Origin of the sequence: Peribacillus sp. NPDC076916 (assembly GCF_050269675.1) — a bacterium.
GTDB classification, from domain to species: Bacteria; Bacillota; Bacilli; order Bacillales; family DSM-1321; genus Peribacillus; species Peribacillus aracenensis.
This window is the reverse complement of record NZ_JBNNIU010000003.1, coordinates 218,991-244,794: the sequence shown is the minus strand read 5'-3', so window position 1 is coordinate 244,794 and position 25,804 is coordinate 218,991. Positions and strand designations below refer to the sequence as shown.

The following is a 25,804-nucleotide window of genomic DNA, read 5'->3' as shown; positions in this document are numbered from 1 at the left end:
TTTTTCTATCAAGCAAGCAATTCATTCCATGTTTCTTTACCTGCAAGCTTATCAGCGGAAATCTTGCTTGCCTTTTGGTATTGAAATAATGCCGCCTCTGTTTTCCCCCCGAATTCTCCGTCAAGGGGCCCGGGGTTAAACCCTTTCAAATAGAGCGCTGCTTGCAGGATCCATGTGATGTTGCCAGCAGCTCCTTTTTTTATAGTGACGGTTGCTGTCTTGGTTTTAGGTCCCCATTTTCCATCGGCAATTAGCTTTTTATTGTATTGCTTATTCAGCTCCGTTTGTAAACCTTTTATTAGAGCCGATCGAGTTTTTGGACCATAAAACCCATCACCTTCAATATTCGTTTTATATCGGCTATTTAACGTTTTTTGTATCGAAATTATATGACTATCTCCTTTGCTGGCCTTCGGCATTTCCATTTTTTCTAATTTGAAGGTAAGGTGAGGTTCTTTTCCTGCTTGTAACTGTGTAAAAGATAACCCGCCTGTCATCTCCAAGTGGGGATAATCCTTGAATGAACTCCAATCCCCGCCCCATTTAAATCCTAAATCCTTACCTATGGCAGCCACGCGCTGCCACTTTGAATCAACTGTCCATATCGCCCTCTTGCCATCATCACTCACAATGAAGAAATCAATGGCCAGTCCATAATTATGATAAGATTGCCCTGGTTTAGCGTTCGTCACAATAGGTTTAGCTAGATTGCTATAGTTTTTTCCATTGTAGCTGTAAACTCGTCCTTGACCATAAAGTGCGGCTTGTTCTTCCAAAGAGCGATGGCCTGCACTTATCTGTACAGTGATCCCTTCAGTATAAGCACATTCCACCATTTCCAATGCTGATCCCTTCACCACAGGATTCATCCCTTTGCCCATCCTTTTCACTGATCGATCAAGTAATGTTCGTAATGCTACCGTCAATGCAATCCCTCCTTTTAGTTCCCATCAGGCTTTATATAAGCCCTTTAAATGGAAAAGTAGCATGGTTGGAAAAGTTTGTTCTCTTTTATTAGAGAATGGAAGTAATAGGTTATTTAACAAACGTTCCAGCTGATTTCAGAAATCCGCTCCCTTTCCGCCGACTGCCTGCCAAGCCTCCTCGACGTAAGCGTCTGTGGGGTCTCGGCTAGCCAGATATTCGGAGGGAATGTCGGAAATTATTATTTTTTTTTGAATATATCATCTTTATCCAAGATTGATGACTGAGGGTGAAAAAGCCTGTTGTTCCTTCACAATAGAAATGGAATTTCCCCAAAAAAATTAGACTACTTCCGTTCGCCTGTTTGCGAATGAAAGTAGTCTATTAATGAATTGTTTTATTAATCTCTTTAACTTACGCCTTAATTTCAATAGAGGGGCTTATTGTAAAGTCAGCCTCTGTTTTACTTTTCACTTCATCAAGTGGTATGCCATTTTGCAATTCAATCAATTCCATACCAGCTTCTGTAAATTGAAAAACAGCCAGGTCGGTAATCAGGCAATGGACGACTTTTTCCCCCGTCAATGGCAATGTACAGCTCTTTTTCACTTTGGATTCCCCATGCTTGTTCACATGGTCCATGATGACGACAATTCGTTTTGCGCCTTGGACGAGGTCCATCGCTCCTCCCATTCCTTTTACCATCTTCCCTGGAATCATCCAGTTTGCCAAGTCCCCATTCTCGGAAACTTCCATCCCGCCTAAAATGGCTAGGTCGATGTGGCCGCCGCGAATCATTGCGAATGATTCAGCGCTATCAAAAAATGATGCCCCCGCTTTTGCCGTTACCGTTTCTTTTCCTGCATTGATCAAATCCGGATCAACTTCATCCTTTTGGGGATAAGGCCCGATTCCGAGTAAGCCATTTTCCGATTGAAGCATGACATTAAAGTCATTTGGAATCATGTTGGCAATCAAGGTCGGCATTCCAATCCCTAAATTCACACACATTCCATCTTTGATTTCTTTAACGGCCCGTTCTAAAATTAGTTGTCTAGTCATTCGATACTCCTCCTTTTTATGCGTTAGCAGTTGTAAGTCTTTCAATTCGTTTTTCATAGTCATTTCCTACAAGCACTTTTTGTACATAAACCCCTGAAGTATGAATTTCATCTGGATCGAGCTCCCCTGTGCCCACAAGCTCCTCCACTTCGACAAGTGTGACTTTCCCTGCGGTGGCAACGACAGGGTTAAAATTCCTTGCCGTTTTCCGATATACAAGATTACCGAAATGATCTGCTTTCCAGGCTTTTACAAAGGCAAAATCCCCGACTATTCCTTTTTCCATAATGTATGTGCGGCCATCAAACTCTTTATGTTCTTTACCTTTTGCGACTTCCGTCCCTACTCCTGTAGCTGTATAAAAGGCAGGAATTCCCGCTCCGCCCGCTCTTAAACGCTCGGCCAGCGTTCCTTGGGGAACTAGTTCGACCTCCAGCTCGCCACTTAAAAATTGCTGTTCAAATAACTTATTTTCCCCAACATAAGAAGCGATCATTTTTTTGATTTGTTTATTTTCCAGCAATAGACCCAGACCCCAGTCATCGACACCGCAATTGTTGCTGACAATCGTCAAATCCTTTACACCTTTGTTACGCAAAGCAATGATTAGTTTCTCTGGTATTCCGCTTAATCCGAACCCGCCTACGATAATGGTTGCTCCATCCTCGATTTGTTGAATAGCGCTATCAAAAGATGTTAATAATTTACTCATTTTCCATCATCTCCATTCCTAATACTATTCTATTAAATAAACAGTGATGTTGCAAAAGCTATGATGAACACGGTCACTGTTTTCAAAATCGTAATCGCAAAAATATCCTTGTAAGATTGACGATGTGTCAGTCCAGTAATGGCAAGCAAGGTAATGACGGCACCATTATGCGGCAGTGTATCCATTCCGCCAGATGCCATGGATGCTATTCGATGAAGCATTTCCGGGGTGATTCCGACACTTTGGGCTACCTGCAAATAGTGACTTCCCATCACTTCTAGCGCAATCGAAAGTCCACCTGATGCGGATCCGGTAATCCCTGCGAGCACATTGACGGCAATAGCTTCGGATACGAGCGGATTACCGCTTGCATTGAACACCCAGTTTTGAATGACCGAGAATCCAGGAAGTGTTTTCACCACATTCCCAAAACCAACTTCAGATGCAGTATTGAATATGGCAAGCAATGATCCCATTGCCGCAGCTGTTAATCCACTAGCCAATTTGACCTTGATGCGTCCAACATTCAGAAGCATCGCTGCAATGATGCCGATTGCCAAGGCAACAATCAAAGACCAGGATGAAGTCACTGTGCTTACATCGGCAATGTTGAAGGTTTCCTTCAACATCGAAGCATCATACCAATGCTTAACCGAAATGGCACTGCGGCTGAAAGCAAAATTAAACGCTACGACAAGGATGAGCGGTACGATGGACAGCCAAAAGTTAGGCAGGTTTTGCTGTTCTGCACTTTCTGGCTCATTGATATGTCCTTCCCCGTAGCCTTCACCATTTGCCACCGCTTGTTTACGGCGACGCTCTAACCAGATCATTCCTCCAGTGAATACCATGATCGCGCCAATAATCCCCATGATTGGAGCTGCATACGTATCTGTTCCGAAATAATTCGTTGGAATGATATTTTGAATCTGAGGTGTTCCAGGAAGGGCATCCATCGTATATGTGAAGGCGCCCAATGCTATCGTTCCCGGCAATAATCTTTTTGGAATGTCTGCTTCTTTAAAAATTGCCGCTGCAAATGGATAAACGGCGAATGCCACTACAAACAATGAAACCCCGCCATATGTCAGCGCCGAGCACGCCAGCACTACAGCAAGAATAGCCTGCTTGGAGCCTAGTGATTTTACGATGGTCTTGGCGATGGATGCAGCTGCACCGCTCATCTCCATGACTTTTCCAAATACGGCCCCTAATAAAAATATCGGAAAGAACGCTTTTATATAGTTAGCCGCAAACGTCATATATGTCTCTGTATAACTCGGCAGCAAATGTCCGCCGGATAAAATGACCGCCAATAAAGTAACAACCGGCGCTATGATAATGACCGGATAGCCCCGGTAGGCTAAAAAAATTAAAAGTCCCAGTGCCACCACAATGGCTAAAATTTGAATCACCAATTCAATTCCCCCTTTTCTCCCCTTGCCCCAAAATAATTCGGAAGCCGTTAAATAGGACTAGCAATCTCCTAAATTCCATATTTTTAATTTTTCCGCTTTTACCATTCAGCCTGCCTTCCCCAAGTCAAACTGAATGATCCCCCTAAATATTGAGAACGCTTTCAATAATTCCTTTTCATTTTACGTGGAAACACAATATAAAATGACAGATGGGCCATTCACTAAAGTAATTATGCAATTATTGTGCCAACTTAAATACAAGGAAAAATCTCATCTTTTAAAGCTTTTTCAAACATTTCCTTCCCTAAAATCACTTAAAACTGTAAAGGTTTCAGTACACACAAAGATAAACTCCAAAAAAGTGTAAGACTTTTCTTACAACTTTTAAATTCCCTTTCGTTTTATGTACGGATTTCCTTACACTTCAAATATTTGCTAGTGAAAAATTCTTAAGAGGTGGTTAATAAGTATAAAAAAAGTGCCCTTGGACTAAAGGGCACTTCAGACTGTAGACATACTCAATGGAAATCGAGTTGGTCTATAGTTAATTTGATCGTTGATTTCCTCTCCAGGCACTCGCTTTCCGCGGGCGGTCCGGGAGCCTCCTCTGCGCTTTTGCGCCTGTGGGGTCTCCCCTGGACTCGCTTTTCCCGCAGGAGTCTCGCACCTTCCGTTCCAATCAACTTTTTTAAAACTTTAGATTTAACCTCTGTTCCTACATTCTTTTTTTATGTTTTGTATACTTTGAACGTTGCGTTTACTCCAGGTACTCGCTTTCCGTCCAATCTACTATTTTAAAAATTCAGAAAGTACCCTTCGCAAAAGGACAATTTCAACATTCATAAACCATATTTATTCATTTTTTCATACAGTGTCGTTCGACTCACTCCGAGTCTCTTTGCCGTTTCTGATTTATTACCAGAAGTCATTTCCAAACATGAAACGATTGCAGCCCGTTCGGTTTCATCCATTACTTCCGCTAAAGTGCGAATCGATACTGATTCTTTATGTCCCGTTATTTCTTCAGGGAGATGCTTGGAACGTATCATTTCCCCTTCTTCCACAATATTCATTGCGCGTTCGATGATATTCTCCAACTCACGGATATTACCCGGCCATTTATAAAGACGCAACAGCCGTAAAGCTTGTTCACTCATCCCCGTTACGCGTTTTTTCATGAGGTTCTGGTACTTTTCAACAAAATGATTTACCAGTATTTCAATGTCCTCCGGTCGCTCTCTCATGGAAGGAACCTGGATTTGCAAGACCTTCAGCCGGTAATACATATCAAGTCGGAATTCCCCCTTCGAGACCATTTCCTCCAGATTACGGTTCGTTGCAGCGATTACCCGTACATCAATCGGAATGCTTCCCGTCGAACCGACCCTCTCGATCTCTTTTTCTTGTAACACACGGAGCAGCTTAACCTGCATATGCAGTGGCAGCTCACCGATTTCATCGAGAAAAATCGTTCCGCCTTCAGCCGCTTCGAACTTACCTGCTTTTCCGCCTTTTTTTGCACCAGTGAAGGAACCCTCTTCATAGCCGAATAGTTCTGACTCCAGAAGCTCTGCCGGGATGGCCGCACAGTTCACTTTGACAAATACACCCATGGCCCTTCTGCTATCATTATGAATGGAATGGGCAAACAGCTCCTTACCTGTTCCGCTTTCACCCAAGATCAACACATTCGAGTCGCTTTTAGCGGCAATTTTGGCTTGACCTTTTACTTCCATGAAAGCAGGACTTCTCCCCATCAGATGATCAAACGTATATGAGGCCTTATTCCTCTCGCGAAAATCGCCTTTGTACTTTTTCAGCTCAACTTCTAGTGAATTTATCCGTTTGGAAAGAGCGGTAAATTGGCCGACATTCTTAAACAGAATCTTTCCGACCGCCCCTATTAATTTACCTTGTTTCCTTATCGGGGAGCGGGTCGCAATTATATAATTATCTTTTATTTTTTGTAATTCAGCGACCTCTTGCTTGCCAGTTTTGGCGACCACATGCATACGGGTATTTTCAATGACCTCCGTTACATGTTTCCCAATGGAACTTTCCTGATCGACGCCAAGAAAATCCGCATAAGCGTGGCTCAGCATTTGGACATACCCTTCCGTATCGACCATCACCAAGCCGTCATAGGCAAATTCGATAATATCCTTAAACAGAAGTTCTTCATGATTATCGCTGTTAAGAAAATCACTTTTATTATTTGTAAATAATAGGAGATAAATCTGATACTCCTCATCACCCATTTGAATGAGGGCCTTTCTGACAATCCCATTATGATCATTCAAACGAATCGGAGTATTTACAGCGGGTACAAGTTTTTTTTCAATAATCAAATTTATTTGCAAATCCAATTCATTCTCAGCAAAAGCCTCGGATAATACGCGATTGCTGAGAACGATTTCCGTTTCGTTTTTCGTTACCAAAACACCAAAAGGCAATTCTTCCAATATCGCTTTCACTAATTCAAATTGAATAGTTTTATTATCGCTGGCCATTCCTATTCTCCTTAACCCGTCTGAAGTTTCCTCCATTATATCATAGGAAAAAGGGGCCAAGTCATTACCGTTCCACAATCAGCGCAGTTCCCTGTCCGCCACCGATACATAATGTGGCAAGGCCGGTTTTTGCATCCCTAAGCTTCATTTCATACAATAAAGTCACTAAGATTCGGGCACCGGAAGCACCTACCGGATGACCCAGAGCTATTGCACCGCCATTTACATTCACTTTCTCCGGATTCAGTTTAAGGTCTTTAAGCACGGCGAGTGATTGTGCCGCAAAGGCTTCATTCACTTCCATCAAATCAAGATCATCTATTGTCAATCCCGCTTTTGCCAAAGCCTTCCTTGTCGCAGGCACAGGACCGTATCCCATGATTTTCGGATCAAGCGCAGCATTTGCATATGACTTAATTGTTGCTAATGCTTCCAGTCCCAGCTCGTCCGCTTTTTCCTTAGACATCAGGACTAACATCGCACCCCCATCATTGATTCCGGATGCATTTCCTGCCGTAACCGTCCCATTTTCCTTAAAAGCAGGACGCAGCTTCGCTAGCTGGTCGATCGTCAGCCCATGACGCGGGTGTTCATCTTGGTCCACCAAGATCGTCTTTCCTCTGCGTTTATATTCAACAGGTACGATTTCATCTGCAAATCGTCCTTCAAGCTGTGCCTTTTCAGCCTTCAGTTGGCTATCTAAAGCAAATTCGTCCTGCTTTTCACGGCTGATTTCCCACTGCTCGGCGATATTCTCCGCAGTCACGCCCATATGATATTGATTAAAAACATCCGTCAAGGCATCATATGTCATGGAATCGACTGCTTCGGCATTCCCCATTTTCTGTCCAAAACGATAATTCGGAAGTAAATATGGAGCATTGCTCATGCTTTCAATTCCTCCGGCAAGAATCACATCAGCATCGCCAAGGGCAATGAATTGTGCGCCCATTATTACCGTCCGGAGGCCAGATCCGCAAAGTTTATTTATGGCCATGGCCGGCGTTGTTTCCGGAATCCCTGCATGAATCGCAACCTGACGTGCCACATTTTGCCCTAATCCAGCAGATAGAATATTCCCTACCAATACCTCATCAATCATGTCAGCCGAGATATTCGCCCGCTTAATCGCTTCCTTGGCAGCCACAACTCCCAAGTCAACCGCCGACACATTGGCAAGACTGCCTCCAAAAGAACCAACTGGTGTTCTTGCTGCCCCCACAATCACTACTTCTCTCATAATACTTCCTCCTTCTCCATTTTTAATTTTCCCAGTTTAATAAAATTACGGTCCCTCTCATTGATTTTCTGAGACACGGCAGATCCTTCATACGTAAAAATCCCTTCTCCCGACTTCGTCCCAAGCTTTCCCTTAGCTACCAAATCACGAATCAAATCAGGGGCTTCCTTACTTTGATCCAATACCGGTGAAACATTATCAAAAACGCGCATCCATGTATCCAATCCGCCAAAATCTGCAATCTCGATCGGCCCAGTAAATGCCCATCGAAAACCTGGTCCAGCCGTTATCGCCGTATCGATATCCTCAGCATCGGCAACGCCCTCTTTCAATAGATAAAAGGCTTCCCGCATCAAGGCAGTCTGGAGACGATTGGCGATGAATCCTGCTATTTCTTTTTTTAAGAGAATCGGAGACTTGCCGATTTTACGCATTAAATCCATTGTTGTCTTGACGATTTCAGGCTTTGTTTCGTCATGCTGAACAACTTCAACCAACGGAACCAAATGGCCAGGATTAAAGAAATGCGTGATGACCATTCTGTCGGCAAACGAGGCCTTCTCCATCAAATGAGAAATTGGAAAGGTCGATGTATTTGAAGCAACAATGGCATCCGGTTTGATTATTCCCTCCATTTGCTGATATAGATTCAACTTCAGCTCAATGACTTCCGGAATCGCCTCAATGATAAAGTCAGCATCCCTTACAGCCCCTTCCAAATCTACGCTATACGTAATATTAGCTAAAGCATCTTGCTTTTCCTGATCAGTCAATGCCCCTTCCTCAATGAGCAGTGATAGATTCTCAGAAATCCGATTTTGGGCATGGTGTAGCAACTCTTCCTTTATATCGTTAATGGTGACGGAATACCCGCTAACTGCAAAAGACTGAGCGATCCCGCTCCCCATTACACCTGAACCGATAATGGTTATTTTTTTAATCATCCAGCTTCCCCTTTCCGTTTCCATTACCTTTATTTACTCACCTTTTTATCTATGCAATATTTATGCCAAAGATTAGAGGGAAATAAAATTCTTTTTTTATCTTGAAAATCATGATAGACTCTTACTCATTAACCTAAACCATATTTTTATAACCTTCCCTTTATATTTCCAATGGAGTTTACCTTGTGAAATATTCCCTATTTACGACATAAAATGACAGACCTGGACCATTACATTTTTTATTGGAGGAATGTAATATGGTTAAAGATAAAGTGGCGATCATTACCGGATCCGCTAGAGGAATCGGTTTTGAGATCGGAAAGATATTCGCGGAAAATGGCGCAAAGGTCGTTTTGTCCGACCTTGATCAAAACACAGTTGAAAAAGCTGCTTTAGACCTGAGGAACAAAGGCTTGGATGTTATCGGCCTAAAAGCGGACGTAACAAGTGAAGAGGATATTATCCAACTAATCAAACAAGCTAAAGACAAATACGGACGAATAGATATTTTCATCAATAACGCAGGCCTTCAGCATGTTGCTCCAATCGAGGAGTTTCCAACTGAAAAATTCGAACTGATGATCAAAATCATGCTGACCGCGCCATTCATTTCAATAAAGAACGTTTTGCCGATCATGAAAGAACAAGGCTTCGGCAGAATCATCAATATCTCTTCCATTAACGGCCTGATTGGATTTGCCAACAAAGCAGCGTACAATAGTGCCAAACACGGTGTAATCGGTTTAACGAAAGTCGCCGCCTTGGAAAGCGCCTCTTTTGGCATTACCGTCAATGCCCTTTGCCCAGGATATGTAGACACACCTCTCGTCCGCGGACAATTGGAGGATCTGGCAAAAACAAGACAAGTACCTCTAGAAAGCGTTTTGGAAGATGTCATCTATCCACTTGTCCCACAAAACCGCTTACTCGATGTAAGTGAAATTGCCGACTATGCCATTTTCCTCGCAAGCGACAAAGCACGGGGCATCACAGGCCAGGCAGTCGTGTTAGATGGCGGATATACAGCTCAATAAAAGGAAAAAGGCATCCGCGATAAACCCCGAATAAATGACACCAAAAAGGTGCTCTGCATTCGGGGTTTTCTGGCTTCCTTGGATTGTGGGAAAATTTGGTGGTTCACAGACCTCGCACATGTTACAGTAATATAGGGACATTTCCCATTTTACAAATATAAAAGGAGGCCTCGTCATGATTATTAAGTGGGTTAGACTGCGATAATTAAAAGCGCAGGCCAATCATCATGCTCCGGAAAGAATTTATTGATCTGCGCCAAGGTAACGGCTATTAGATAATATTTAATACGGAGGTAAAAAAACATGAGTGAACAGATACTGAAAATAAATAAAGTGGATATATGTACAGAAAGTTTTGGAAACCCAAAGGACCCTGCTGTGCTTTTGATCATGGGAGCGATGTCTTCATTAGATTGGTGGGATGATGACTTCTGTCTCCGCCTCGCTGATTCGGGGAGGTTTGTCATTCGGTACGATCATCGGGATCTCGGACGATCTGTCAGTTATGAACCCGGTACCTCCAACTATACAATAACGGACATGGCTGACGATGCCGCGGGTGTTCTGGACGCTTATTCCATAGAGCAGGCGTCTATCGTCGGGATGTCCCTAGGCGGTTTGATCGGCCAGATTCTCGCTTTAAGATATCCGGAACGCGTAACTACGCTTACGCTAATTGCATCAAGTGTGTTCGGGACTGTAATGGAAAAACTCCCCCCAATGGACCAAAGCATATTGGATCATCATGCGAAGAGTGCATCCATGGATTGGTCAAATCGGGAGGCGGTCATCGCTTTTCTTGCGGATGGATGGAAAACTTTAGCCGGTTCCAAACCTTACGAGCAGGAAAGAATGTATAAACTGGCACAAAGGGAGGCGGACCGCGCCAAACAACTGCCGAGCAGATTCAATCATGCTTTGCTTGCTGGCGGGGACGAATATTTTGATAGAATGGGTGAGATATCCGTACCTGTCCTCATTATTCATGGCACAGAAGATCCAGCCTTGCCATACGAGCATGGGCTTGCCCTTGCAAAAGCCATCCCTCATGCAGAATTAGTGACTCTTGATGGATCGGGGCATGAGATTCATAGTGAAGATTGGGATCAAATTATCGATTCAGTCATTAAGCTTACCTTGCGATAAATTAGTCATAAAAGAAGCCGACCAATAAAGGTCGGCTTTTTTTTATATACTACTTTTAGCAGTAACTGCCATACCCTTGTACGCCGCCGTACCCGCCGCCGTAACCTCCGCCGAAACAAGCAGCTCCAACGATGACTAAGAGTATAAACAAAACGACTATAAAAGCGAAGCCGCCACCAAATCCACCAACTTCATTACAACAACTTGATTCATGACCACAATTTGACAATAGAAACATCTCCTTATTCGTTTTAGGAGGAAATAATTAAATGGGTTAATTCAACATATGTTCCAAATAGGATAATGACACAAAAATCTCCGGAAACTTTTTAACAACCCACTAAAACATTTGGGAATCCAATTATCTCGGTCAAGAATATCTCCGATCCATGAACCAACTTGACGTTCCCAGCTTCGGCTGAAGAAGGAACAGGGTTAGCTACTATCTCTATAATGGCGGACGGCACGTTAGTTCAACAAGCAATTCCTACTAACTTCGGTTTATTGTACAATTAAGGTAAAAAGGTTCGAGGTATCTATGATAAAAGGAAATACTTATATTCTTGTTTTCACCGTGCTTGTTATGTTTACAATAGTGCTTGTTTCAACTACACCAATAATAATTAAAACTTTACTTGCTTTTATAAATATTGCGTTTTTATTTCCTGTGATTAGGAAGCTTCTGTTTAAAGACAAATCAAGAAAAATTAAAGTGGCATTCTACTCATCATTTTCCTTAACAATCTTTGATCTACATCTAACCAGCCCAGTTTAATAACTATGTAGGAGCAAAAAAAATGAAAAAGATAAAAGAAATTAATCTCTTCTATCCTTTTCAAGCAGCTCAATTACTCTATCAAGTTTTTGTTCTATGCTATTGGATTTGTTTGACCTTGTAAGGAGAGACCGAACAAAAAAGTAAACAGCAAAAATGACACCAAACAACAAAATAAATATAATCAGTTGATATACTATATCACCGGTATTGAAACCCAAAGAACTCCGCCCCTATCTTTTTTTGTATACTATACAGAACGTATAAACTAAGCTTCTTGAACTATCCTCCGCCGCTAGTTGCATTAGAAAAAGGCCGCAGATCAAATTCTACTATTGAAGGAAAGCACATTTCATTCTAAAAGATAATTTCCCAAAACTAACGATCCTCCATGACTAGGTCATAAGGATTTTTAATGTCCATCCAGCGAATGTTTCGTTCCTTAGAAAGTGCAGAATCCTCTTTACCACTACTGCATTACTAGCATTAAGGGCTTCATCTAAATAAGAATATAAGATTGTTAAACATTTTACTTCTTCCGCTGTTCCTTTAAATTCAAGTCTTAAAGGGATGTGATTTGAGTATGTCATTTTTAAAGACATTAGGTTGACCTTGGGACAAGGGGTTTGACCCGAACGAACTTTTTGGCAATCACATTGGTGAAGCTATATAAATGTACTGAGTCATACGGTTCTCCTTTCTATGCCTCCTTATTGAACGACATAAATTGTTTAGATATCACTTTCAGTTCTTTATATATTTGTGTAAGCAATATTAGAATATGTATAGGTAATCCAACTGCAAGTCCCACCAATGGAGAATAAGGCCCAGCGAAAGTAAAAAGCGATACAAGTGTAATGATTATATATACTGAGATAATTAACGTGGTCAAAGCATTTCTCCTTTTTTGTCCAATTATAGCATATATTTCTTGCGTAGTTTATAACACTACGACTGTCTTGCTCCCTTCAAGTGAAACAACAATATAGCAGAGCTGATTCTAAAAAAAAGGAATAATTCCACATTCTAATTTGAAACATCCGTTCCTTTCAAATCGCTGAAAAAGATTTGATCCGTGATTACGAATCAAGTCTCCGAAGACAAAAGGAATACTTTATCCCTTGACCAAACCCAGCCGGATTAGAAAAACCGTAAAATATACTTGGCACACGCCTATTTTTTAACATCATTAAAAGGTAACGGTTGAAGTTCCCTCTATAACCCCATAGATTTAAACGATGATAACGGAAACGAAACTTCGTTTAGACTCCTTAAACAGAGTTTAGGTCTTCTTTGTTCACTTTTCGAAAGGTCGAGCAAAGAAGACCTTTTTGCGTTTACCAGTATTTTAGTAGGCACTGCTTTTCAATGTTTATCTTTTTGCCTCCCTTTTGGTTTCATCCAATTCTTTACCGCGTTCCATACTCCCTCTAATGCTACATTATAAACCTATAAATATTTACAGTTTGTCCGGAAATATAAGTAACTTGTCCAAGCAATCGCCTTAATTTATTAATACTATATTTTGTAACTACTACGAAAATACACTTGGGGTAGTACGATTCGATACTACACTCCATTTCATTTTCGAAAAAAAAAGGGTTACAAGAAAGGATTGTGATTTTGTGGGAAATTTTGGTATGAATAATCCGATGCACAGCAACTGGGGTTCTGCATGTTCTGACAGCGACTGGGGTTTTGGGAATGATTCAAGATTTGATCGTCATTCAAAATTTAAAAAGCCATGTAAGGTTTGTAAGTCTCACGACGAGTCTGCATGCAATTGCAATTTTAAAGCTGCTGCTCGCCAACTTGCTGCTCCATTAAACAGCGACTGTGTCCTAGTTAATTCCGTTGTAGGCTCAAAATCGGTCCAAAAGGTTGCAGAAGCAACACTTCCTTTTACCGCGTTTACTCCAGCAATTCCAGCAGGATCCACTATTGTTTCAGTAGCTGTTGTACCGAATCTAGCTGGCGTTACACGTAACACGACAATCATTAGGGACAAAGTCGTTAACATCGGGCTTATTCCTGTAGCTATTACGGTAACATATACGGCACCAGGAACAACCACTCCTGTTTTAACAGCCACACTTTCAACGAGTTTACCATTCCAGGAGCATACAGATTTTCCAGGTGCCTGTCCTGAGGATATGGTGGTAGAACCCCCATTAGTAGTAGAAGGGATCTTTGCTCAACCAGGCGTTCCAGTCATCGGCACCACGGGACTTGTTTCTACCAATGCTATTTTAGTCAAGATTGTACTACGCACTACAATTACAGTTACTCGACAAGTTATCGTGGATTCACATGGTGGTATTTGCGACGTAAATGAACGTCGTTGTGAAACTACAACTACTCCAACGACTAATACTCTTCCTGCTCCATAAATGACAGTGTTGAGTAGTTTTTAATCTTGACTAGCAAAGCCCTCTCTAAATAGAGAAGGCTTTGCCTTTATTTATTTTATAGAATAGAAAGGAGTGACATTTCTATGTGTTATCACGAGGATTGTTCTAAGAAAAATCACTGCGATAATGAACATCACCACGATTGGGGTAAGAAAGAATGCTGCGATAATGAGCATCATGATTGTTGTAAAAAGAAAAATCGCTGCCATAATGAGCATCACGAATGTTGTAAAAAGAAAAATCACTGCGATGAGGACCATCACCACGATTGGTGTAAGAAAAAATGCTGCGATAATGAACATCACGAGTGTTGTAAAAAGAAAAATCACTGCAATAATGAACATCACGAGTGTTGTAAAAAGAAAAATCGCTGCCATAATGAGCATCACGAGTGTTGTAAAAAGAAAAATCGCTGCCATAATGAGCATCACGAGTGTTGTAAAAAGAAAAAGCACTGCGATAATGAACATCACGAGTGTTGTAAAAAGAAAAAGCACTGCGATAATGAACATCACGAGTGTTGTAAAAAGAAAAAGCACTGCGATAATGAACATCATGATTGTTGCAAGAAGAAAAATCACTGCGATAATGAACATCACGAATGTTGGAAGAAGAAAAACCACTGCGATGAGGAACATCACGAGTGTTGTAAAAAGAAAAATCACTGCGATAATGAACATCACGAGTGTTGTTGCAAAAAGAGAAAATGCTGCGATGAGGACCATCACCACGATTGTTGGAAGAAGAAACGCTGCGATGAGGACTGTTGTGGTAATTGGTAGTTTGTTAAATGTAAAGTACTTTGATGACGTACTTGATCAAAGTACTTTTTTAGTTCCCAAAAAGATGAGTTATTCAACCTCACAAGTACCGCGTACTCATTCTGTTTTTCTTAGAATGGCCACTCTATTTCAATTATCCTGCCCTTTAGTCTTCAAGAGAATCAACATAACCCTTTACCAGAGTGATTTTAATAAAAAGTAATAATTTTACACTTTAACACTGGAACATTTGTTCTATTTATGTTATTCTTATAAAAACAAATAAAAAGATCAAATCGCTACAAAAGATTTGACCATAATTATAATTAAAGGTCGGTTGTATCCGCGGGCCTTACACGGTTGTACCGCTGAGCCGAGCCATTTGCTAACGTTCAGGGTGCCGGTGATAAAGACAGCTCCGAACTTCAGCTAAAGCACCCGTTCGTTCATTAATAGCCAGTAATTTCATAACAAGAACAGCTATTTAATCAATCATCCCCCCATCATCTGTTTGCCCGCCATAAGGTTTACTTAGTCCATTAAGTCGTTTTTTTATATCAATAATATCTTCGTAAATTAAAAGCACTTATCTCTTCTGCAACAAAAAAAGACAGTAGCCCCCTGATAGTTAAAGCACCTTTTCGTTAGACAAGATTAGTGCATATTCTCGGCAATCTTTTTCAGTGCCTTTGCACGAGAAATGATAAATTCTCTCATATACTTCTCTAAAAACAATTTATCAGCTAAAACTCCAATTGGACCGAACGGTGATTCATATTGAAATTTATCCATCATTATAGTTCCGCCTGATTCTTCTATGAACTGATGTGTGTGCACGAAGGAATGGAAGGCTCCCTTCACCATAATATCCACAAACTTATTTGGCTTTTCCATTAATGTCACTTGGGCTTTCAGCCTTTGTTTAATACCAAAGTGAATGGCTTCCCATGTTACAGTATCCCCCTCCTCTAATAGCCCTTCTGTCACACCATCAACAGCAACTTCCTTTGTTTTCGCTGTCGTTTTGGTATGGATATCCACGCTCCTCTTAAGGTCAAAACATAAGTCAACTGGTGCTTTAATAAATAGTTGATGTTCAATAACAGGCATCGCCCAACCTCCTTATATAATCACTTTCTACCCATCATTATTGCTCTTTTTAGCAAATAATACCTAGCCCTTTTTCCATTATCCTGCCATGCTTGTTACATAAGAAAAAGCTGCCTTAAGACAGCTTTTTGAATAAATCTTTCGTCCAGCCTCACTTTTTCAAAACGGGGATCCATATTTCACTTCTAAATGTTGGTGAGGTCATATCTTTATTTTCATTCCAAAGGATTTCCGGTCCTTCCCTTTGTTCATAGTTTGAGGATGGAAACCATTCGGAATAAATACGTCCCCATACATTTTGCAGTGTTTCAGGAAAGGGACCTACTGCTTCGAATACTGCCCATGTAGATGCATCAACTTCAAGCTGTGTTAAGTTATCTGGACACTCCCTCGTTGTCGCTGCACCGATATAATGATCAAGCTCCCCTTTTTCCTCCATGCGGCCTTCGGAAAAATTCACAGATGCACTAAGCAGCCCCAATGGCTCGACATTCGATAGGTTTTTAAGTTCATTTATCGTTTTCTCGTCTAAGCTTTTCCACATAGATGCAATTTCTGGATTAACCCCGTTAAAAATGATTGGAACTCTTTTTTTAATTCCAATAATGTGAAATGCCTCTTTTTCTTCAATTCGATAGTTCATTTCACTGCCTCCTTTAATGGATAATTGGAAGGACATCGGTGGATATGCTTTAAGTGAATGGCCATTACTTCTCGCTTCTGATGGTGTGATACCATGCAAATGTTGAAACGCTCTTGCAAAAGAGTCAGGTGAGCTGTATCCGTACTTTATCGCTATATCTATGACCTTTATGTTGTTATCCTTTAGCTCAAACGCTGCAAGTGTAAGTCGTCTTCGGCGGATATATTCGGATAGTGAGATACCTGCAAGGAAGGAAAACATCCTTTTAAAATGATATTCCGAGCAATAAGCTATTCTTGAAACTTCTTTAAAGTCAATTTCATTCGTAAGATTTTCTTCAATGAATTTAATGGCACCATTCATATTTTTCAGCAAATCCATTCAATGACCTCCTTATATCAAAAGAATAGCAGGAATTGAAACGAATCATCCGACATTCTGTGCACGATTATGCAGGGTCCTTTCACACCCGTTAATGAAAATAAGCTTATTGTTAAAATGGAGATTTACGGACTTTTTGCATAAATAGCTCTGGATTATCGATCTGATTAAAACCGTATTTTTTATATAATGAATGTGCATCATTCGTAGCTAACATAAACCTGCGGACCCCCTCCAGCTCGGAATGATTGGTGATGACATCCATTAACCATTTTGATAATCCTAATTTACGATAGTCAGGTAATATAAACACATCGCAAAGGTATGCATGTGTTGCTAAATCTGTTATGACCCTTGCAAATCCAACTTGTTCACTACCTTCATTACCTATTTCACCCTTATAAACCCCAAAACATAAGGTCGTATTTTCAATTGACTTCATTACTGTTTCCTTAGGTATTCCCTTTGACCAGTAAGCTTCTTGATTCAAAAAATCATGTATTAAGTCTACATCCAAATACTTTTTATTAGTAGAAATCGAAAATCCTTTACTATTCATTTTTACACCGCCTCCCAATTTTCTTTAATTTTACCAAACAACACATTTTAATCTTTTGAGCTAGCTCGCCACGTTAGTCTAAATGATTATTAGCTTCCTTAAATATAACTCGACCTTCAGCTGATGCACCAGTTTGTTAAATAAGTGTGTAAGGGATTGTTGGAAGAACTTTAATTACAACAAGTATATCTAAGTAATTCGGAACAAATATTATACATGTTGTAAATTCTAAGGAGGTGGCTAAAATGGACGCAAAACGAGCAGAAGAAATTGCTTCTTCACCAAATATGGTTAATGTAACCTATAATGAGGAAAGTATCTACATCGAGCATGTGGATGAACAAAATGGAATAGCTACAATCCATCCCCTTGATGATCCAAATAAAAAACAAAGTGTTACTGTAACCAGCTTAAAAGAACAGTAATTTCCTCAATTCAATAATAAACCTCCACTTTCGGGTGGCGGTTTATTGTTCGATTCATTCCAATTACCATTTTCAAAAAAGGAGCTGCTGATCAGCTCCTGGGAATGAAGTAAAGCTCGTATTGTTGGTTTAAAAGGCAAAGAAAAAACAAGCGAATTCATAAAATTCGCTTGCCTACCTGTTGGACGGTATGGGCCATATTGTGCGTTTGGATAGTTTACATCAACAGTATATACCCCGCGAGTTTTTGCACGTGTTACAAATTCAAATACATCACGGAATCCTGGGCCACCATGACCGGAAAGAATCGTTGTTTTCCCTTCATTAGCAAATTCACGAATTTTTTTCGCATTTTGAAGTAATAAGTTCGAGTTTAACTGTGATGGCACAATCAGTACATCATACGGTGATAAATCTGTCTCGGCAAACTCAGGGAAGTAAATCAGTTTGTCGATAAATTGCGCATATTTTCGGCTCGTGGAATGTACGATAGTGGTGCATGCCCACTATAAATAACTGCAATTTTTCTCATTATACTTCCTCCTGTGCAACTTCTTGCTCAAGTAGTGCCAACATTTGAGTTCTAATTTTACCTGTTGTTTTCCTATCGCTCTTATTACCTAATAGACTACGTCCGGAATGAACAATGACCGTACCATTTGTTGTAATGACGATCAATGTACGTAATGACCTTTCCATCTGTAAACGTTAAACAAACCTCTTATACACCCGTTAGATGACAAGCAGCACCTCTTCTATAGCACATATCCATCCAGGAACATAACAAAAAAAGCCAACAATTTGTTGACTTAATATATATCGACATTATAATTTCATTAAAATTCATTAGTATTACTTATATATTTCATTTTCCAATATAATCACTTTTTCCCCATTCGCTGCTTTCCCGATTTGTTTCGTATTTTCAACCAGCCGAAAAATATTATCACAGCATTGTTTGGCACCTATAAGCAATAATGGTACACCGATAAAATCAATTTTTAATGCTCTTGATAAATATCCCCCTATAGACATAGCAATAGGTACAGTTGGTGAAGTATTGGAGAATACTATTACTTCGTTAAAATGAAATTTTTCCTCTAGTAGTAAAGTCAATTCTTTTAATGCTGGAACCACAAGTTTGTCTCTTTTATGTCCAATTGTATAAACGGAGTTGCCCTCTTCATCGATCCCGCGAAAAATTAGCTTTCCAGCATCTTCTTTCGTTAATTTATTGAAATATTTCACATTTAATATTTCTTTCGAAGTTAATTTTCTTTCCGATTGAGGTAATTGTTTTAAATGATATGCGGCAGCCAAAGACGTGGTATGTGTTCCCCCATAATCATTATAGATATACATCATGAAATCATCCCTAATAGTCATATTTAACACTATTATGTCCTCTAAATGAATATTCATATCCTGGGATCATCATAAAAAGAAGAGTACACCTATTTGTAATTATAAGTGCACTCTTTTATCCCCTTTAATCCGGGGCATGTATAAGGCAGCGCCTCTGATTCCATGCGGTGATTTTTTCAGTAAAAATGACGAAACCTACCGATGGTAAAGAAAATTCATTAGCTTATTATCATCCAGTGTTTCTTTCTTAATCGGGGCAGGCAATACTGTGTTTCTGACATCAGCTATCATTTTAAGGTCAAAGGAATCTATTGCTTCCCCTTGTTGGTTCATGATTGAGAGAATTCCATCATTACTCGTTTTTAGACTTGGTTGATCATTCATTAAATGAGTATAGTATAAGTCTTCGTTCAGCTTGTAGGAATTAGAGTAGTCCGCTGAATAAAGTATGCTATTTTTATCAATTTTGCCTGATTTAAAGTTTTCAAAGCCATAGTTGAATAAAAGCTCAGTATCAGAGTAGGCAACCTTGTCTGAAGGAGCTTTCAGAGTGACGGCAATCAAGTCTTGCTCTCCCCTAGTCGCAGTAGAAATCAGGGTGTAACCGGATTTACTGACGAAACCTGTTTTCCCGCCGGTTATTCCTTTATAGGGGAGTTCGCCTTTTAACATTTTATGATGGGTAACTAGAGTGGTGTCCCATGTTTTTACTTCCCATGGTAATTCCTTCTTCCCAAAATACTCACGGAACGTTTCATTTTTCATTGCATATTGGGTAATTTTCGCAAGGTCACTGGCTGTTGTTACATGGTCTTTGTCAAATAATCCATGGGGGTTCGTAAAATGAGTATCTGTGACGTTTACTTCTTTTCTTAAAAACTCATTCAAATCTTCCATGAACAGTTTTTCACTACCAGACATATGCTCGGCAATTGCGATGGCTGCATCATTTCCGGAGTTGATCAGCATTCCTGCAATTAATTTGGAAAGCTCGATTTCCTCCCCAGGTTCCACAAATACCGAAGAACCGTCTGCCTCCGCTGCTTTTTTGCTTATCGTCACCAGTTCGTCCTGATCCCCGTGTTCTATAGCATATATAGCCGTGGCAACTTTCGTTAGACTGGCTGGATACATCCTTTTATTCATATTTTTTTCGTATAATACATTCCCACTTTTCGCATCAATAATGATCCCTGCTTCACTATTGAGAGGTAAGTCAGATTCTGCACTTACAGTCGTAGAGGCGAAGGGGATTAAAGCCAAGATGAAGATGAAGAAAAACTTTTTCATATGCCTCTCCTTTAATGATAGTCAAATTCTATATAGTCATAATAAAATAAATCCGAAAGGTAAAAGATGTTTTATTGAAAGTGAAATACAAAAGTAATTCCCCTTTAATAATTTTGGAAACATTTCGGTTAATGTCCTTCATTTTCTTTCCTAAAATAACTTTATAAGGGTCATTGCCCTTTTATTGGAGACCCCATCTAATCCCCTTTAAATAGATATTTTTGTAAATCACTAAAGCTTTTCATAAAAAAACCCTTCAAACTGAAGGGCTGAGTTTGTAGACAAAAGGGGTTTTATCTATATTTCAAAACAAAGTTGATTGGAACGGAAGGTGCGAGACTCCTGCGGGAAAAGCGCGTCGAGGGGAGACCCCGCAGGCGCAAAAGCGCCGAGGAGGCTCCCGGACCGCCCGCGGAAAGCGAGTGCCTGGCGTGGAAATCGACGTTCGAGGTTTTATAAACCTAAATAAAAATTGAGACAAACTTGTTTTTATCAAGTTTGTCTACAGTCTCAACCATTCAAACTGAAGGGGTGGTTACTTTATAGGTGTTGAAAATCTGTTATGTTTTCATTTTCATTCCTATTAACATACATTCCACTTTTACAATCGGCTTTCTTGATAATATAAATATAATCGTTACAGATATGGCTAATAAAACATAATATTGGCCACTTTCTTTGATCCAATCATAAATAAATGAGTTATAAACATATTCCAGAATAAACATATGAAAAAGATAAATAACTAATGTAATGGATCCTATTTCAGTAAAAAATGTCTGCTTTCTAGGAACTATACAAAGAAAACTATAAGTTGCCGCCCCCATGATTAAATAAACGATCAGCTTATATACAAAACCGAGGGCAATGGAACCTTCCATTAATTCCTTATAACCTAAACGGCCATAAAACCATTCCCTCCAGGTCATTTCACCAAAGAAATAAATGCCGGCAAAGATTAACCCTAGTACACCCCAGCCGATTAGGGCATTCCTTTGCTTTTTAACCCATTCAAAATGTTCTTTTTCTAAAAAATGTCCAATTAAAAAGAAAGGAAAGAAAAAGAACGTTCTCGATAAACTTAACCATTCATTTACTTCACCAATGTAACCAATTATTAGAGATACGATTATCGAAAAAACGATTCCATATTTCCTCGAGGTAAATATTGACAATAATATATTCCAACAGAATAAGCTTATTAAGAACCATAAGGCCCACCTTGGGGTCAATATTGAGAATTCAATTGGTTCATCAAATAACTTCTGATAATAGAAGGTATAAATTACCTGAAATATTACATAGGGAATCAATATTTTCTTTATTAGCATCCAAAGGTCCTTTTTACTTTTTATCTTTCTTGAAAAATAACCGGATACTAAAATAAAAGCTGGCATATGGAATGAAAAAACAAACAAATAAATAGTTAAAATCCATTCGTTTTCTTCTACCATTCGAGCTAATGTGTGTCCCAAAACCACTAGTACGATTAAAATAGCTTTCGCATTATCAAAATAAGGATCACGTTTCATTAAATCTTACCTCCTCTAAAGAAACTGCTCGTTATATCTCTTAATCCTTAATTATGCTTTGAATGAAAAAACCGGCTTTCCTCAAAAAAAGGATGCCGGCTTTTTTACTAAAGGAAATTCAATGGAGTATCTACCATATCATAGCTTGTTTACAGGATAGTTAATGGAAAATAACAGTTTGATAACAGAGACTTAAAAAAGGGGTCCAACCGCCAATTGCAGCCTTCTTATGGCACACCCGTTTAGTGACTGGCCGGAACGTATAACCTTTTCCAAAATTAACCATCTCCAAGCAGTTCCATACGTTTTCGCCTTACCAAAACGGGTAGTGTATTATAGAAGCATGAGTATGATAACGTCTCTCTATAGGAGGAATGTTCATGAATCCGGTCATTTTATTTGATGGTGAATGCAACTTTTGCGATTCGAGTGTCCAGTTCATCATAAAGCGGGATCCGCAGGGGCTTTTTCATTACGCTTCGCTTCAAAGTGAGGCGGGACAAGAGTTGCTGAAGAAGTATGATGTTCCTGCAGATATAGATAGCATGGTGCTGATCGAAAGGGATAAGGCCTACTATAAATCATCTGCAGCCTTGAGGATTTGCCGCCGCTTGCAAGGGACGTGGAAATTGCTTTACGGTTTCATCATCGTTCCAAGCTTCATCAGGAACTTCGTGTATGATTACATTGCCTGGAACCGTTACAAATGGTTCGGAAAGAAAGAAGAAAGCTGTATGCTGCCGTCCCCAAGTGTTCGAAAGCGATTTTTATAAAAAAGACCTCATCAACGAGCAAAAAGGACTTCAAGTAATTCGAGGTCCTTTTTGTTTTTTGTATTAGAAAAGACGATCGGCAATCATTGCTTTTCGTCCTTTTCATTGTGTAAATGTGGAATATCTCCATAAATGGTTGGCCGTAGGATGCGCCATCATTTCAAGCCCTTTGTTTTCCGCTAAGTGCAGGGATTCCCAGTTCTGTTCATCTGCCTCCTTTAGGTAGACCTCGTGATGCGGTGCCTGATCATGATAGCCGGCTATATTGATTTCGCCATTTCGGTAAAAGGTCCCGATCATTTTATAATCCACCGCAGGAGAAATGATGATTGGGTTGCCCACGGAGTGTGTCAGCTGAATCGTCGTTTTCTCATGATTGGATAATACGCGCTTCACTACAATGGCTTCACCCGAGGCCACTCCTTCTTCAAGGAAATCCCCATCATGATTGTAGGCCTCACTTTTCCCGACTGCTTTGGTACATTCAATCTCGGCTTCACTTTCCTTTTCGTGAATGTACACATCGACCCTGGTCCGGAAACGGGATGATTCAGGATCAAACCCGCGGTTGTCTCCTTTAAAATAGGGAACCTTTGAGGCAAGATTGGGGTTCTTCAGCCACCCTTCCGGTAAAAAGGTGGAATAGCGCAGCTGCCAATTTCTTTTCTTTTTACCATCCGCGTCGTTTTCAACTGGGTGCAAAAGTTGTTTTACAGGTCCTATCTTTTTTGTATTCGTTATTTCCTCGATCGCTGCCTGTGCTTGGGATGAACCTTTTTTTACGGCTCCGACAATACTCGCTACAAGGGATTTCACGGCATAAGACTCCTGCTCTGAACGCGGAAGGGGCCGCTTTGCTTTAATGGTATATGTGTATTCCTGCTCATCACTAATACTCCGGTCACTGAAGGAACATCCACCCACTTTCCCAATATCCACGCCGTTTCGGTAAACCCGATACTCTTTTATTCCCTTGATGGGCTCCCATTCCAGGCTGGCTTGGCCTTTCGCGACAATCGTGGTGAAGACCAAATCCAAAAGGATATTATCCTCTTTTTTATTCTCGGCGGTCGTTGATGTCTGTATTTTCATCCTGTTAACTGTCTGCTTTTTTTCATTCAAGCTATCTATCGTGTACGTATAGATGGTTCCTGGAGTCAGTCCCTGATCTGCCATCCTTGGCTCCGGGCCGCTGTAAATCAGCTCTTGCCCCCTGAATGCCCGATAAAAACCACCTTCATCAGGCCACATAAGCCTTATGGAATCTTCTTTCCTTTCGATCTTACACATCAATGAAGCCGTTTTGAATACTGCTTGATGCTTCCTCTTATTGGAAATGAGATAAGCGATGCCTGCAAGACCAAGAGCAAGCAATGAATGCCGTGCAGTGAGTGTAACTCCGCCTACTTTTAAACGGGGAAATGAATCATGGACAATCAACTTCTTCATCACCTCTTTCTATTCCAGGTGTTATTTCTTTACCCACTTTAATTTCCAAGCACACTTTGTAATGTGCTGTGAAGGGGATTTCCATGTGATGGCATAAAAAACCGAGGGAATGGTTACTCCCTCGGTTTTTTATGAGTTTCCTCGATTATATTTTAACGGCGGCTTTTTTCCCCGCCTTTGCGTCCTGCTTCTTCACGGCTCATTTTTCCATCATCGGAACCATCTCGTTGATTGGCCCGCGCCTCTCCGCCTTTTTCGCCGATTTCCTGATAGAATTCCTTATCATGATTTTTCGCTGTTGTTTCTCCACCCTTACGGCCTGCTTCTTCACGACTCATTTTATCATTGTTGTTAGTCATTAAAAATTCCTCCTTATTATTCGGATTTTCATTGAACTAGCTACAGATGCCATGTACCCGCTTGAACAGCTATAAAACTAGAATCAGCTAAATGCTTCAGATCGCTTCCTTTATTTAGCGGCGACTTCTTTCTCCGCCAATGCGTCCTGTTTCTTCCTTGCTCATTTTTCAATCATCGGACCCATCACGTTGATCGGCTCGAGCCTCTCCGCCCTTTTTGCCAATTTCCTGATAGAATTCCTTATCATGATTTTCGGAAGTGGCCTCTCCGCCTTTTTGACCAATCTCTTGGAAAAATTCCTTATCATGTTTTTTTGCTGTTGCTTCCCCGCCTTTGCGGCCAGCTTCTTCCCTGCTCATTTTTTCATTGTTGTTAGTCATTAAAACTCCTCCTTATTGTTTGGATTTTTGATGAACTAGCTACAGTTTTATGTATACCCGATAGTTTTGATATGAAACTAGAATCTATTAAAACTTTACCATTTAAAAGGAAAAGCATCATGAATGATATCACCCATGATGCTTCCCTCTTATCCTTAACCTGACTTGGGAATCCCTTCTCGCAGGCGATCTGGCAGCTCTACAAGGGTTTCATTCAAAGTATCCAATTTCGTTTCAATCCTATGAAGCAAATAAAGGGTAACGATGATCGGGAACCCAATATCACTGACAAATGGCAGGATTTGATCCACTTTTTATTCACCTCACTTCCAGGGTGTCCAACAAGTCCCTTGCATCAGATAAGTTCCACTTCCTCGACATTCCGCTCGACAAGGCGCGCCGCCTTCAAATCGACGAAATCTCCGGAAGATGTAACGAACACGTTCCCCGCAATGATTTTTTCCATTGCCAGTTTAACCGTATTTACCTCGACCGGCTCCTTCGGATTATCAACGGAAATCGTCGCTGATTTTCCTTCCTCCGTAACGAAAATCAATTCCAGTACTTTAGCCATTTCAAATCACCTCCCCCTCGTACGAC

26 protein-coding genes and 1 pseudogene are annotated in these 25,804 nt (G+C 40.4%); 6 read left to right on the top strand and 21 right to left on the bottom strand.

Annotated elements, in window-relative coordinates:
• Positions 1-8 precede the first annotated feature (8 nt).
• The 7 genes from ACQKFG_RS10715 to ACQKFG_RS10685 form a co-directional block, all read right to left on the bottom strand.
• Positions 9-926: a peptidoglycan-binding protein gene (locus ACQKFG_RS10715; RefSeq protein WP_427558706.1), complete on the bottom strand. Its 918-nt coding sequence runs from the start codon at positions 924-926 to the stop codon at positions 9-11.
• A 412-nt stretch (positions 927-1,338) separates the two neighbouring features.
• Entirely contained in the window at positions 1,339-1,986 is a 648-nt protein-coding gene (locus ACQKFG_RS10710) for a 3-oxoacid CoA-transferase subunit B (protein ID WP_427558703.1), read from the bottom strand.
• 16 nt (positions 1,987-2,002) lie between these two features.
• Positions 2,003-2,698 (bottom strand): CoA transferase subunit A, encoded by a 696-nt coding sequence (locus ACQKFG_RS10705; protein ID WP_034309718.1) that lies wholly within the window; start codon positions 2,696-2,698, stop codon positions 2,003-2,005.
• A 32-nt stretch (positions 2,699-2,730) separates the two neighbouring features.
• Positions 2,731-4,116, bottom strand: coding sequence for a GntP family permease (locus tag ACQKFG_RS10700; RefSeq protein WP_057276920.1), 1,386 nt, complete (start codon positions 4,114-4,116; stop codon positions 2,731-2,733).
• A gap of 839 nt (positions 4,117-4,955) precedes the next feature.
• Positions 4,956-6,626: a sigma-54 interaction domain-containing protein gene (locus ACQKFG_RS10695; protein WP_427558700.1), complete on the bottom strand. Its 1,671-nt coding sequence runs from the start codon at positions 6,624-6,626 to the stop codon at positions 4,956-4,958.
• Positions 6,627-6,690: 64 nt separating this feature from the next.
• Positions 6,691-7,866, bottom strand: coding sequence for an acetyl-CoA C-acetyltransferase (locus tag ACQKFG_RS10690; protein WP_342614422.1), 1,176 nt, complete (start codon positions 7,864-7,866; stop codon positions 6,691-6,693).
• Positions 7,863-8,810, bottom strand: coding sequence for a 3-hydroxyacyl-CoA dehydrogenase family protein (locus ACQKFG_RS10685; protein WP_427558696.1), 948 nt, complete (start codon positions 8,808-8,810; stop codon positions 7,863-7,865). Before ACQKFG_RS10685 ends, ACQKFG_RS10690 begins: the two co-directional genes overlap by 4 nt.
• Positions 8,811-9,067: 257 nt before the next feature.
• Here ACQKFG_RS10685 and ACQKFG_RS10680 point away from each other — a divergent pair, with 257 nt between their 5' ends.
• Complete coding sequence (locus ACQKFG_RS10680; RefSeq protein ID WP_192206321.1) at positions 9,068-9,844, top strand: 3-hydroxybutyrate dehydrogenase; 777 nt, start codon at positions 9,068-9,070, stop codon at positions 9,842-9,844.
• Between the two features lie 303 nt (positions 9,845-10,147).
• Positions 10,148-10,990: an alpha/beta fold hydrolase gene (locus ACQKFG_RS10675; protein WP_427558693.1), complete on the top strand. Its 843-nt coding sequence runs from the start codon at positions 10,148-10,150 to the stop codon at positions 10,988-10,990.
• Positions 10,991-11,045: 55 nt separating this feature from the next.
• Here ACQKFG_RS10675 and ACQKFG_RS10670 read toward each other — a convergent pair whose 3' ends face one another.
• Positions 11,046-11,219 carry a YjcZ family sporulation protein gene (locus tag ACQKFG_RS10670; RefSeq protein ID WP_427558690.1) on the bottom strand — a complete coding sequence of 58 codons (174 nt, stop codon included), beginning with the start codon at positions 11,217-11,219 and terminating at the stop codon, positions 11,046-11,048.
• A gap of 587 nt (positions 11,220-11,806) precedes the next feature.
• Positions 11,807-11,986, bottom strand: coding sequence for a DUF4083 domain-containing protein (locus ACQKFG_RS10665; RefSeq protein ID WP_349727645.1), 180 nt, complete (start codon positions 11,984-11,986; stop codon positions 11,807-11,809).
• A 1,419-nt stretch (positions 11,987-13,405) separates the two neighbouring features.
• Between ACQKFG_RS10665 and ACQKFG_RS10660 the strand changes: the two genes are divergently transcribed.
• Positions 13,406-14,155, top strand: a complete 750-nt coding sequence (locus ACQKFG_RS10660) for a hypothetical protein (protein ID WP_427558687.1) — start codon at positions 13,406-13,408, stop codon at positions 14,153-14,155.
• 93 nt (positions 14,156-14,248) lie between these two features.
• Positions 14,249-15,160 carry a hypothetical protein gene (locus ACQKFG_RS10655; protein ID WP_427558684.1) on the top strand — a complete coding sequence of 304 codons (912 nt, stop codon included), beginning with the start codon at positions 14,249-14,251 and terminating at the stop codon, positions 15,158-15,160.
• 431 nt (positions 15,161-15,591) lie between these two features.
• Here ACQKFG_RS10655 and ACQKFG_RS10650 read toward each other — a convergent pair whose 3' ends face one another.
• From ACQKFG_RS10650 to ACQKFG_RS10640, 3 genes are all read right to left on the bottom strand, one after another.
• On the bottom strand, positions 15,592-16,047 hold the full coding sequence (locus ACQKFG_RS10650; protein ID WP_349727642.1) for an SRPBCC family protein: 456 nt from the start codon (positions 16,045-16,047) through the stop codon (positions 15,592-15,594).
• 151 nt (positions 16,048-16,198) lie between these two features.
• Positions 16,199-17,071 (bottom strand): AraC family transcriptional regulator, encoded by an 873-nt coding sequence (locus ACQKFG_RS10645; RefSeq protein ID WP_427558681.1) that lies wholly within the window; start codon positions 17,069-17,071, stop codon positions 16,199-16,201.
• A 112-nt stretch (positions 17,072-17,183) separates the two neighbouring features.
• Positions 17,184-17,630 carry a GNAT family N-acetyltransferase gene (locus ACQKFG_RS10640; RefSeq protein ID WP_427558678.1) on the bottom strand — a complete coding sequence of 149 codons (447 nt, stop codon included), beginning with the start codon at positions 17,628-17,630 and terminating at the stop codon, positions 17,184-17,186.
• Between the two features lie 245 nt (positions 17,631-17,875).
• On the opposite strand from ACQKFG_RS10640, the gene ACQKFG_RS10635 reads away from it, so the two are divergent.
• Positions 17,876-18,055 (top strand): small acid-soluble spore protein H, encoded by a 180-nt coding sequence (locus tag ACQKFG_RS10635; RefSeq protein WP_427558675.1) that lies wholly within the window; start codon positions 17,876-17,878, stop codon positions 18,053-18,055.
• A 182-nt stretch (positions 18,056-18,237) separates the two neighbouring features.
• Here ACQKFG_RS10635 and ACQKFG_RS10630 read toward each other — a convergent pair.
• The 4 genes and pseudogenes from ACQKFG_RS10630 to ACQKFG_RS10615 form a co-directional block, all read right to left on the bottom strand.
• Positions 18,238-18,587: pseudogene (locus ACQKFG_RS10630) on the bottom strand (hypothetical protein); the annotation flags it as partial.
• A 320-nt stretch (positions 18,588-18,907) separates the two neighbouring features.
• A complete protein-coding gene (locus ACQKFG_RS10625) occupies positions 18,908-19,420 on the bottom strand; it encodes a DUF3189 family protein (protein ID WP_192208017.1) in 513 nt (170 codons plus the stop codon).
• A 195-nt stretch (positions 19,421-19,615) separates the two neighbouring features.
• A complete protein-coding gene (locus tag ACQKFG_RS10620) occupies positions 19,616-20,710 on the bottom strand; it encodes a D-alanyl-D-alanine carboxypeptidase family protein (RefSeq protein ID WP_427558672.1) in 1,095 nt (364 codons plus the stop codon).
• A 560-nt stretch (positions 20,711-21,270) separates the two neighbouring features.
• Positions 21,271-22,242 (bottom strand): acyltransferase family protein, encoded by a 972-nt coding sequence (locus ACQKFG_RS10615; protein WP_427558669.1) that lies wholly within the window; start codon positions 22,240-22,242, stop codon positions 21,271-21,273.
• A 380-nt stretch (positions 22,243-22,622) separates the two neighbouring features.
• Here ACQKFG_RS10615 and ACQKFG_RS10610 point away from each other — a divergent pair, with 380 nt between their 5' ends.
• The gene (locus ACQKFG_RS10610; RefSeq protein WP_427558666.1) at positions 22,623-23,015 is read left to right on the top strand and encodes a thiol-disulfide oxidoreductase DCC family protein; all 393 of its coding nucleotides are present in this window, start codon (positions 22,623-22,625) and stop codon (positions 23,013-23,015) included.
• A 102-nt stretch (positions 23,016-23,117) separates the two neighbouring features.
• On the opposite strand, the gene ACQKFG_RS10605 is transcribed toward ACQKFG_RS10610, so the two are convergent.
• The 5 genes from ACQKFG_RS10605 to ACQKFG_RS10585 all read right to left on the bottom strand — a co-directional run bounded on the left by ACQKFG_RS10605 (position 23,118) and on the right by ACQKFG_RS10585 (position 25,778).
• Positions 23,118-24,464, bottom strand: a complete 1,347-nt coding sequence (locus ACQKFG_RS10605; protein WP_427558663.1) for a DUF3238 domain-containing protein — start codon at positions 24,462-24,464, stop codon at positions 23,118-23,120.
• Between the two features lie 152 nt (positions 24,465-24,616).
• Positions 24,617-24,823, bottom strand: a complete 207-nt coding sequence (locus ACQKFG_RS10600) for a KGG domain-containing protein (protein ID WP_427558660.1) — start codon at positions 24,821-24,823, stop codon at positions 24,617-24,619.
• A 168-nt stretch (positions 24,824-24,991) separates the two neighbouring features.
• On the bottom strand, positions 24,992-25,204 hold the full coding sequence (locus ACQKFG_RS10595) for a general stress protein (RefSeq protein ID WP_311202574.1): 213 nt from the start codon (positions 25,202-25,204) through the stop codon (positions 24,992-24,994).
• Between the two features lie 155 nt (positions 25,205-25,359).
• Entirely contained in the window at positions 25,360-25,515 is a 156-nt protein-coding gene (locus ACQKFG_RS10590; protein ID WP_057913045.1) for a YvrJ family protein, read from the bottom strand.
• Between the two features lie 44 nt (positions 25,516-25,559).
• Positions 25,560-25,778 (bottom strand): DUF2922 domain-containing protein, encoded by a 219-nt coding sequence (locus ACQKFG_RS10585; protein WP_053536155.1) that lies wholly within the window; start codon positions 25,776-25,778, stop codon positions 25,560-25,562.
• Positions 25,779-25,804: the final 26 nt, after the last annotated feature.

Bases quoted from the DNA above. Each gene is read 5' to 3' on its own strand.
- ACQKFG_RS10660 (WP_427558687.1), top strand. From the start codon at position 13,406: ATGAATAATCCGATGCACAGCAACTGGGGTTCTGCATGTTCTGACAGC.
- ACQKFG_RS10615 (WP_427558669.1), bottom strand. From the start codon at position 22,242: ATGAAACGTGATCCTTATTTTGATAATGCGAAAGCTATTTTAATCGTA.
- ACQKFG_RS10635 (WP_427558675.1), top strand. From the start codon at position 17,876: ATGGACGCAAAACGAGCAGAAGAAATTGCTTCTTCACCAAATATGGTT.
- ACQKFG_RS10645 (WP_427558681.1), bottom strand. From the start codon at position 17,071: ATGGATTTGCTGAAAAATATGAATGGTGCCATTAAATTCATTGAAGAA.
- ACQKFG_RS10640 (WP_427558678.1), bottom strand. From the start codon at position 17,630: ATGAATAGTAAAGGATTTTCGATTTCTACTAATAAAAAGTATTTGGAT.
- ACQKFG_RS10650 (WP_349727642.1), bottom strand. From the start codon at position 16,047: ATGCCTGTTATTGAACATCAACTATTTATTAAAGCACCAGTTGACTTA.
- ACQKFG_RS10610 (WP_427558666.1), top strand. From the start codon at position 22,623: ATGAATCCGGTCATTTTATTTGATGGTGAATGCAACTTTTGCGATTCG.
- ACQKFG_RS10605 (WP_427558663.1), bottom strand. From the start codon at position 24,464: ATGAAGAAGTTGATTGTCCATGATTCATTTCCCCGTTTAAAAGTAGGC.
- ACQKFG_RS10600 (WP_427558660.1), bottom strand. From the start codon at position 24,823: ATGACTAACAACAATGATAAAATGAGTCGTGAAGAAGCAGGCCGTAAG.
- ACQKFG_RS10695 (WP_427558700.1), bottom strand. From the start codon at position 6,626: ATGGCCAGCGATAATAAAACTATTCAATTTGAATTAGTGAAAGCGATA.
- ACQKFG_RS10625 (WP_192208017.1), bottom strand. From the start codon at position 19,420: ATGATGTATATCTATAATGATTATGGGGGAACACATACCACGTCTTTG.
- ACQKFG_RS10705 (WP_034309718.1), bottom strand. From the start codon at position 2,698: ATGAGTAAATTATTAACATCTTTTGATAGCGCTATTCAACAAATCGAG.
- ACQKFG_RS10685 (WP_427558696.1), bottom strand. From the start codon at position 8,810: ATGATTAAAAAAATAACCATTATCGGTTCAGGTGTAATGGGGAGCGGG.
- ACQKFG_RS10595 (WP_311202574.1), bottom strand. From the start codon at position 25,204: ATGACTAACAACAATGAAAAAATGAGCAGGGAAGAAGCTGGCCGCAAA.
- ACQKFG_RS10585 (WP_053536155.1), bottom strand. From the start codon at position 25,778: ATGGCTAAAGTACTGGAATTGATTTTCGTTACGGAGGAAGGAAAATCA.
- ACQKFG_RS10690 (WP_342614422.1), bottom strand. From the start codon at position 7,866: ATGAGAGAAGTAGTGATTGTGGGGGCAGCAAGAACACCAGTTGGTTCT.
- ACQKFG_RS10620 (WP_427558672.1), bottom strand. From the start codon at position 20,710: ATGAAAAAGTTTTTCTTCATCTTCATCTTGGCTTTAATCCCCTTCGCC.
- ACQKFG_RS10680 (WP_192206321.1), top strand. From the start codon at position 9,068: ATGGTTAAAGATAAAGTGGCGATCATTACCGGATCCGCTAGAGGAATC.
- ACQKFG_RS10675 (WP_427558693.1), top strand. From the start codon at position 10,148: ATGAGTGAACAGATACTGAAAATAAATAAAGTGGATATATGTACAGAA.
- ACQKFG_RS10710 (WP_427558703.1), bottom strand. From the start codon at position 1,986: ATGACTAGACAACTAATTTTAGAACGGGCCGTTAAAGAAATCAAAGAT.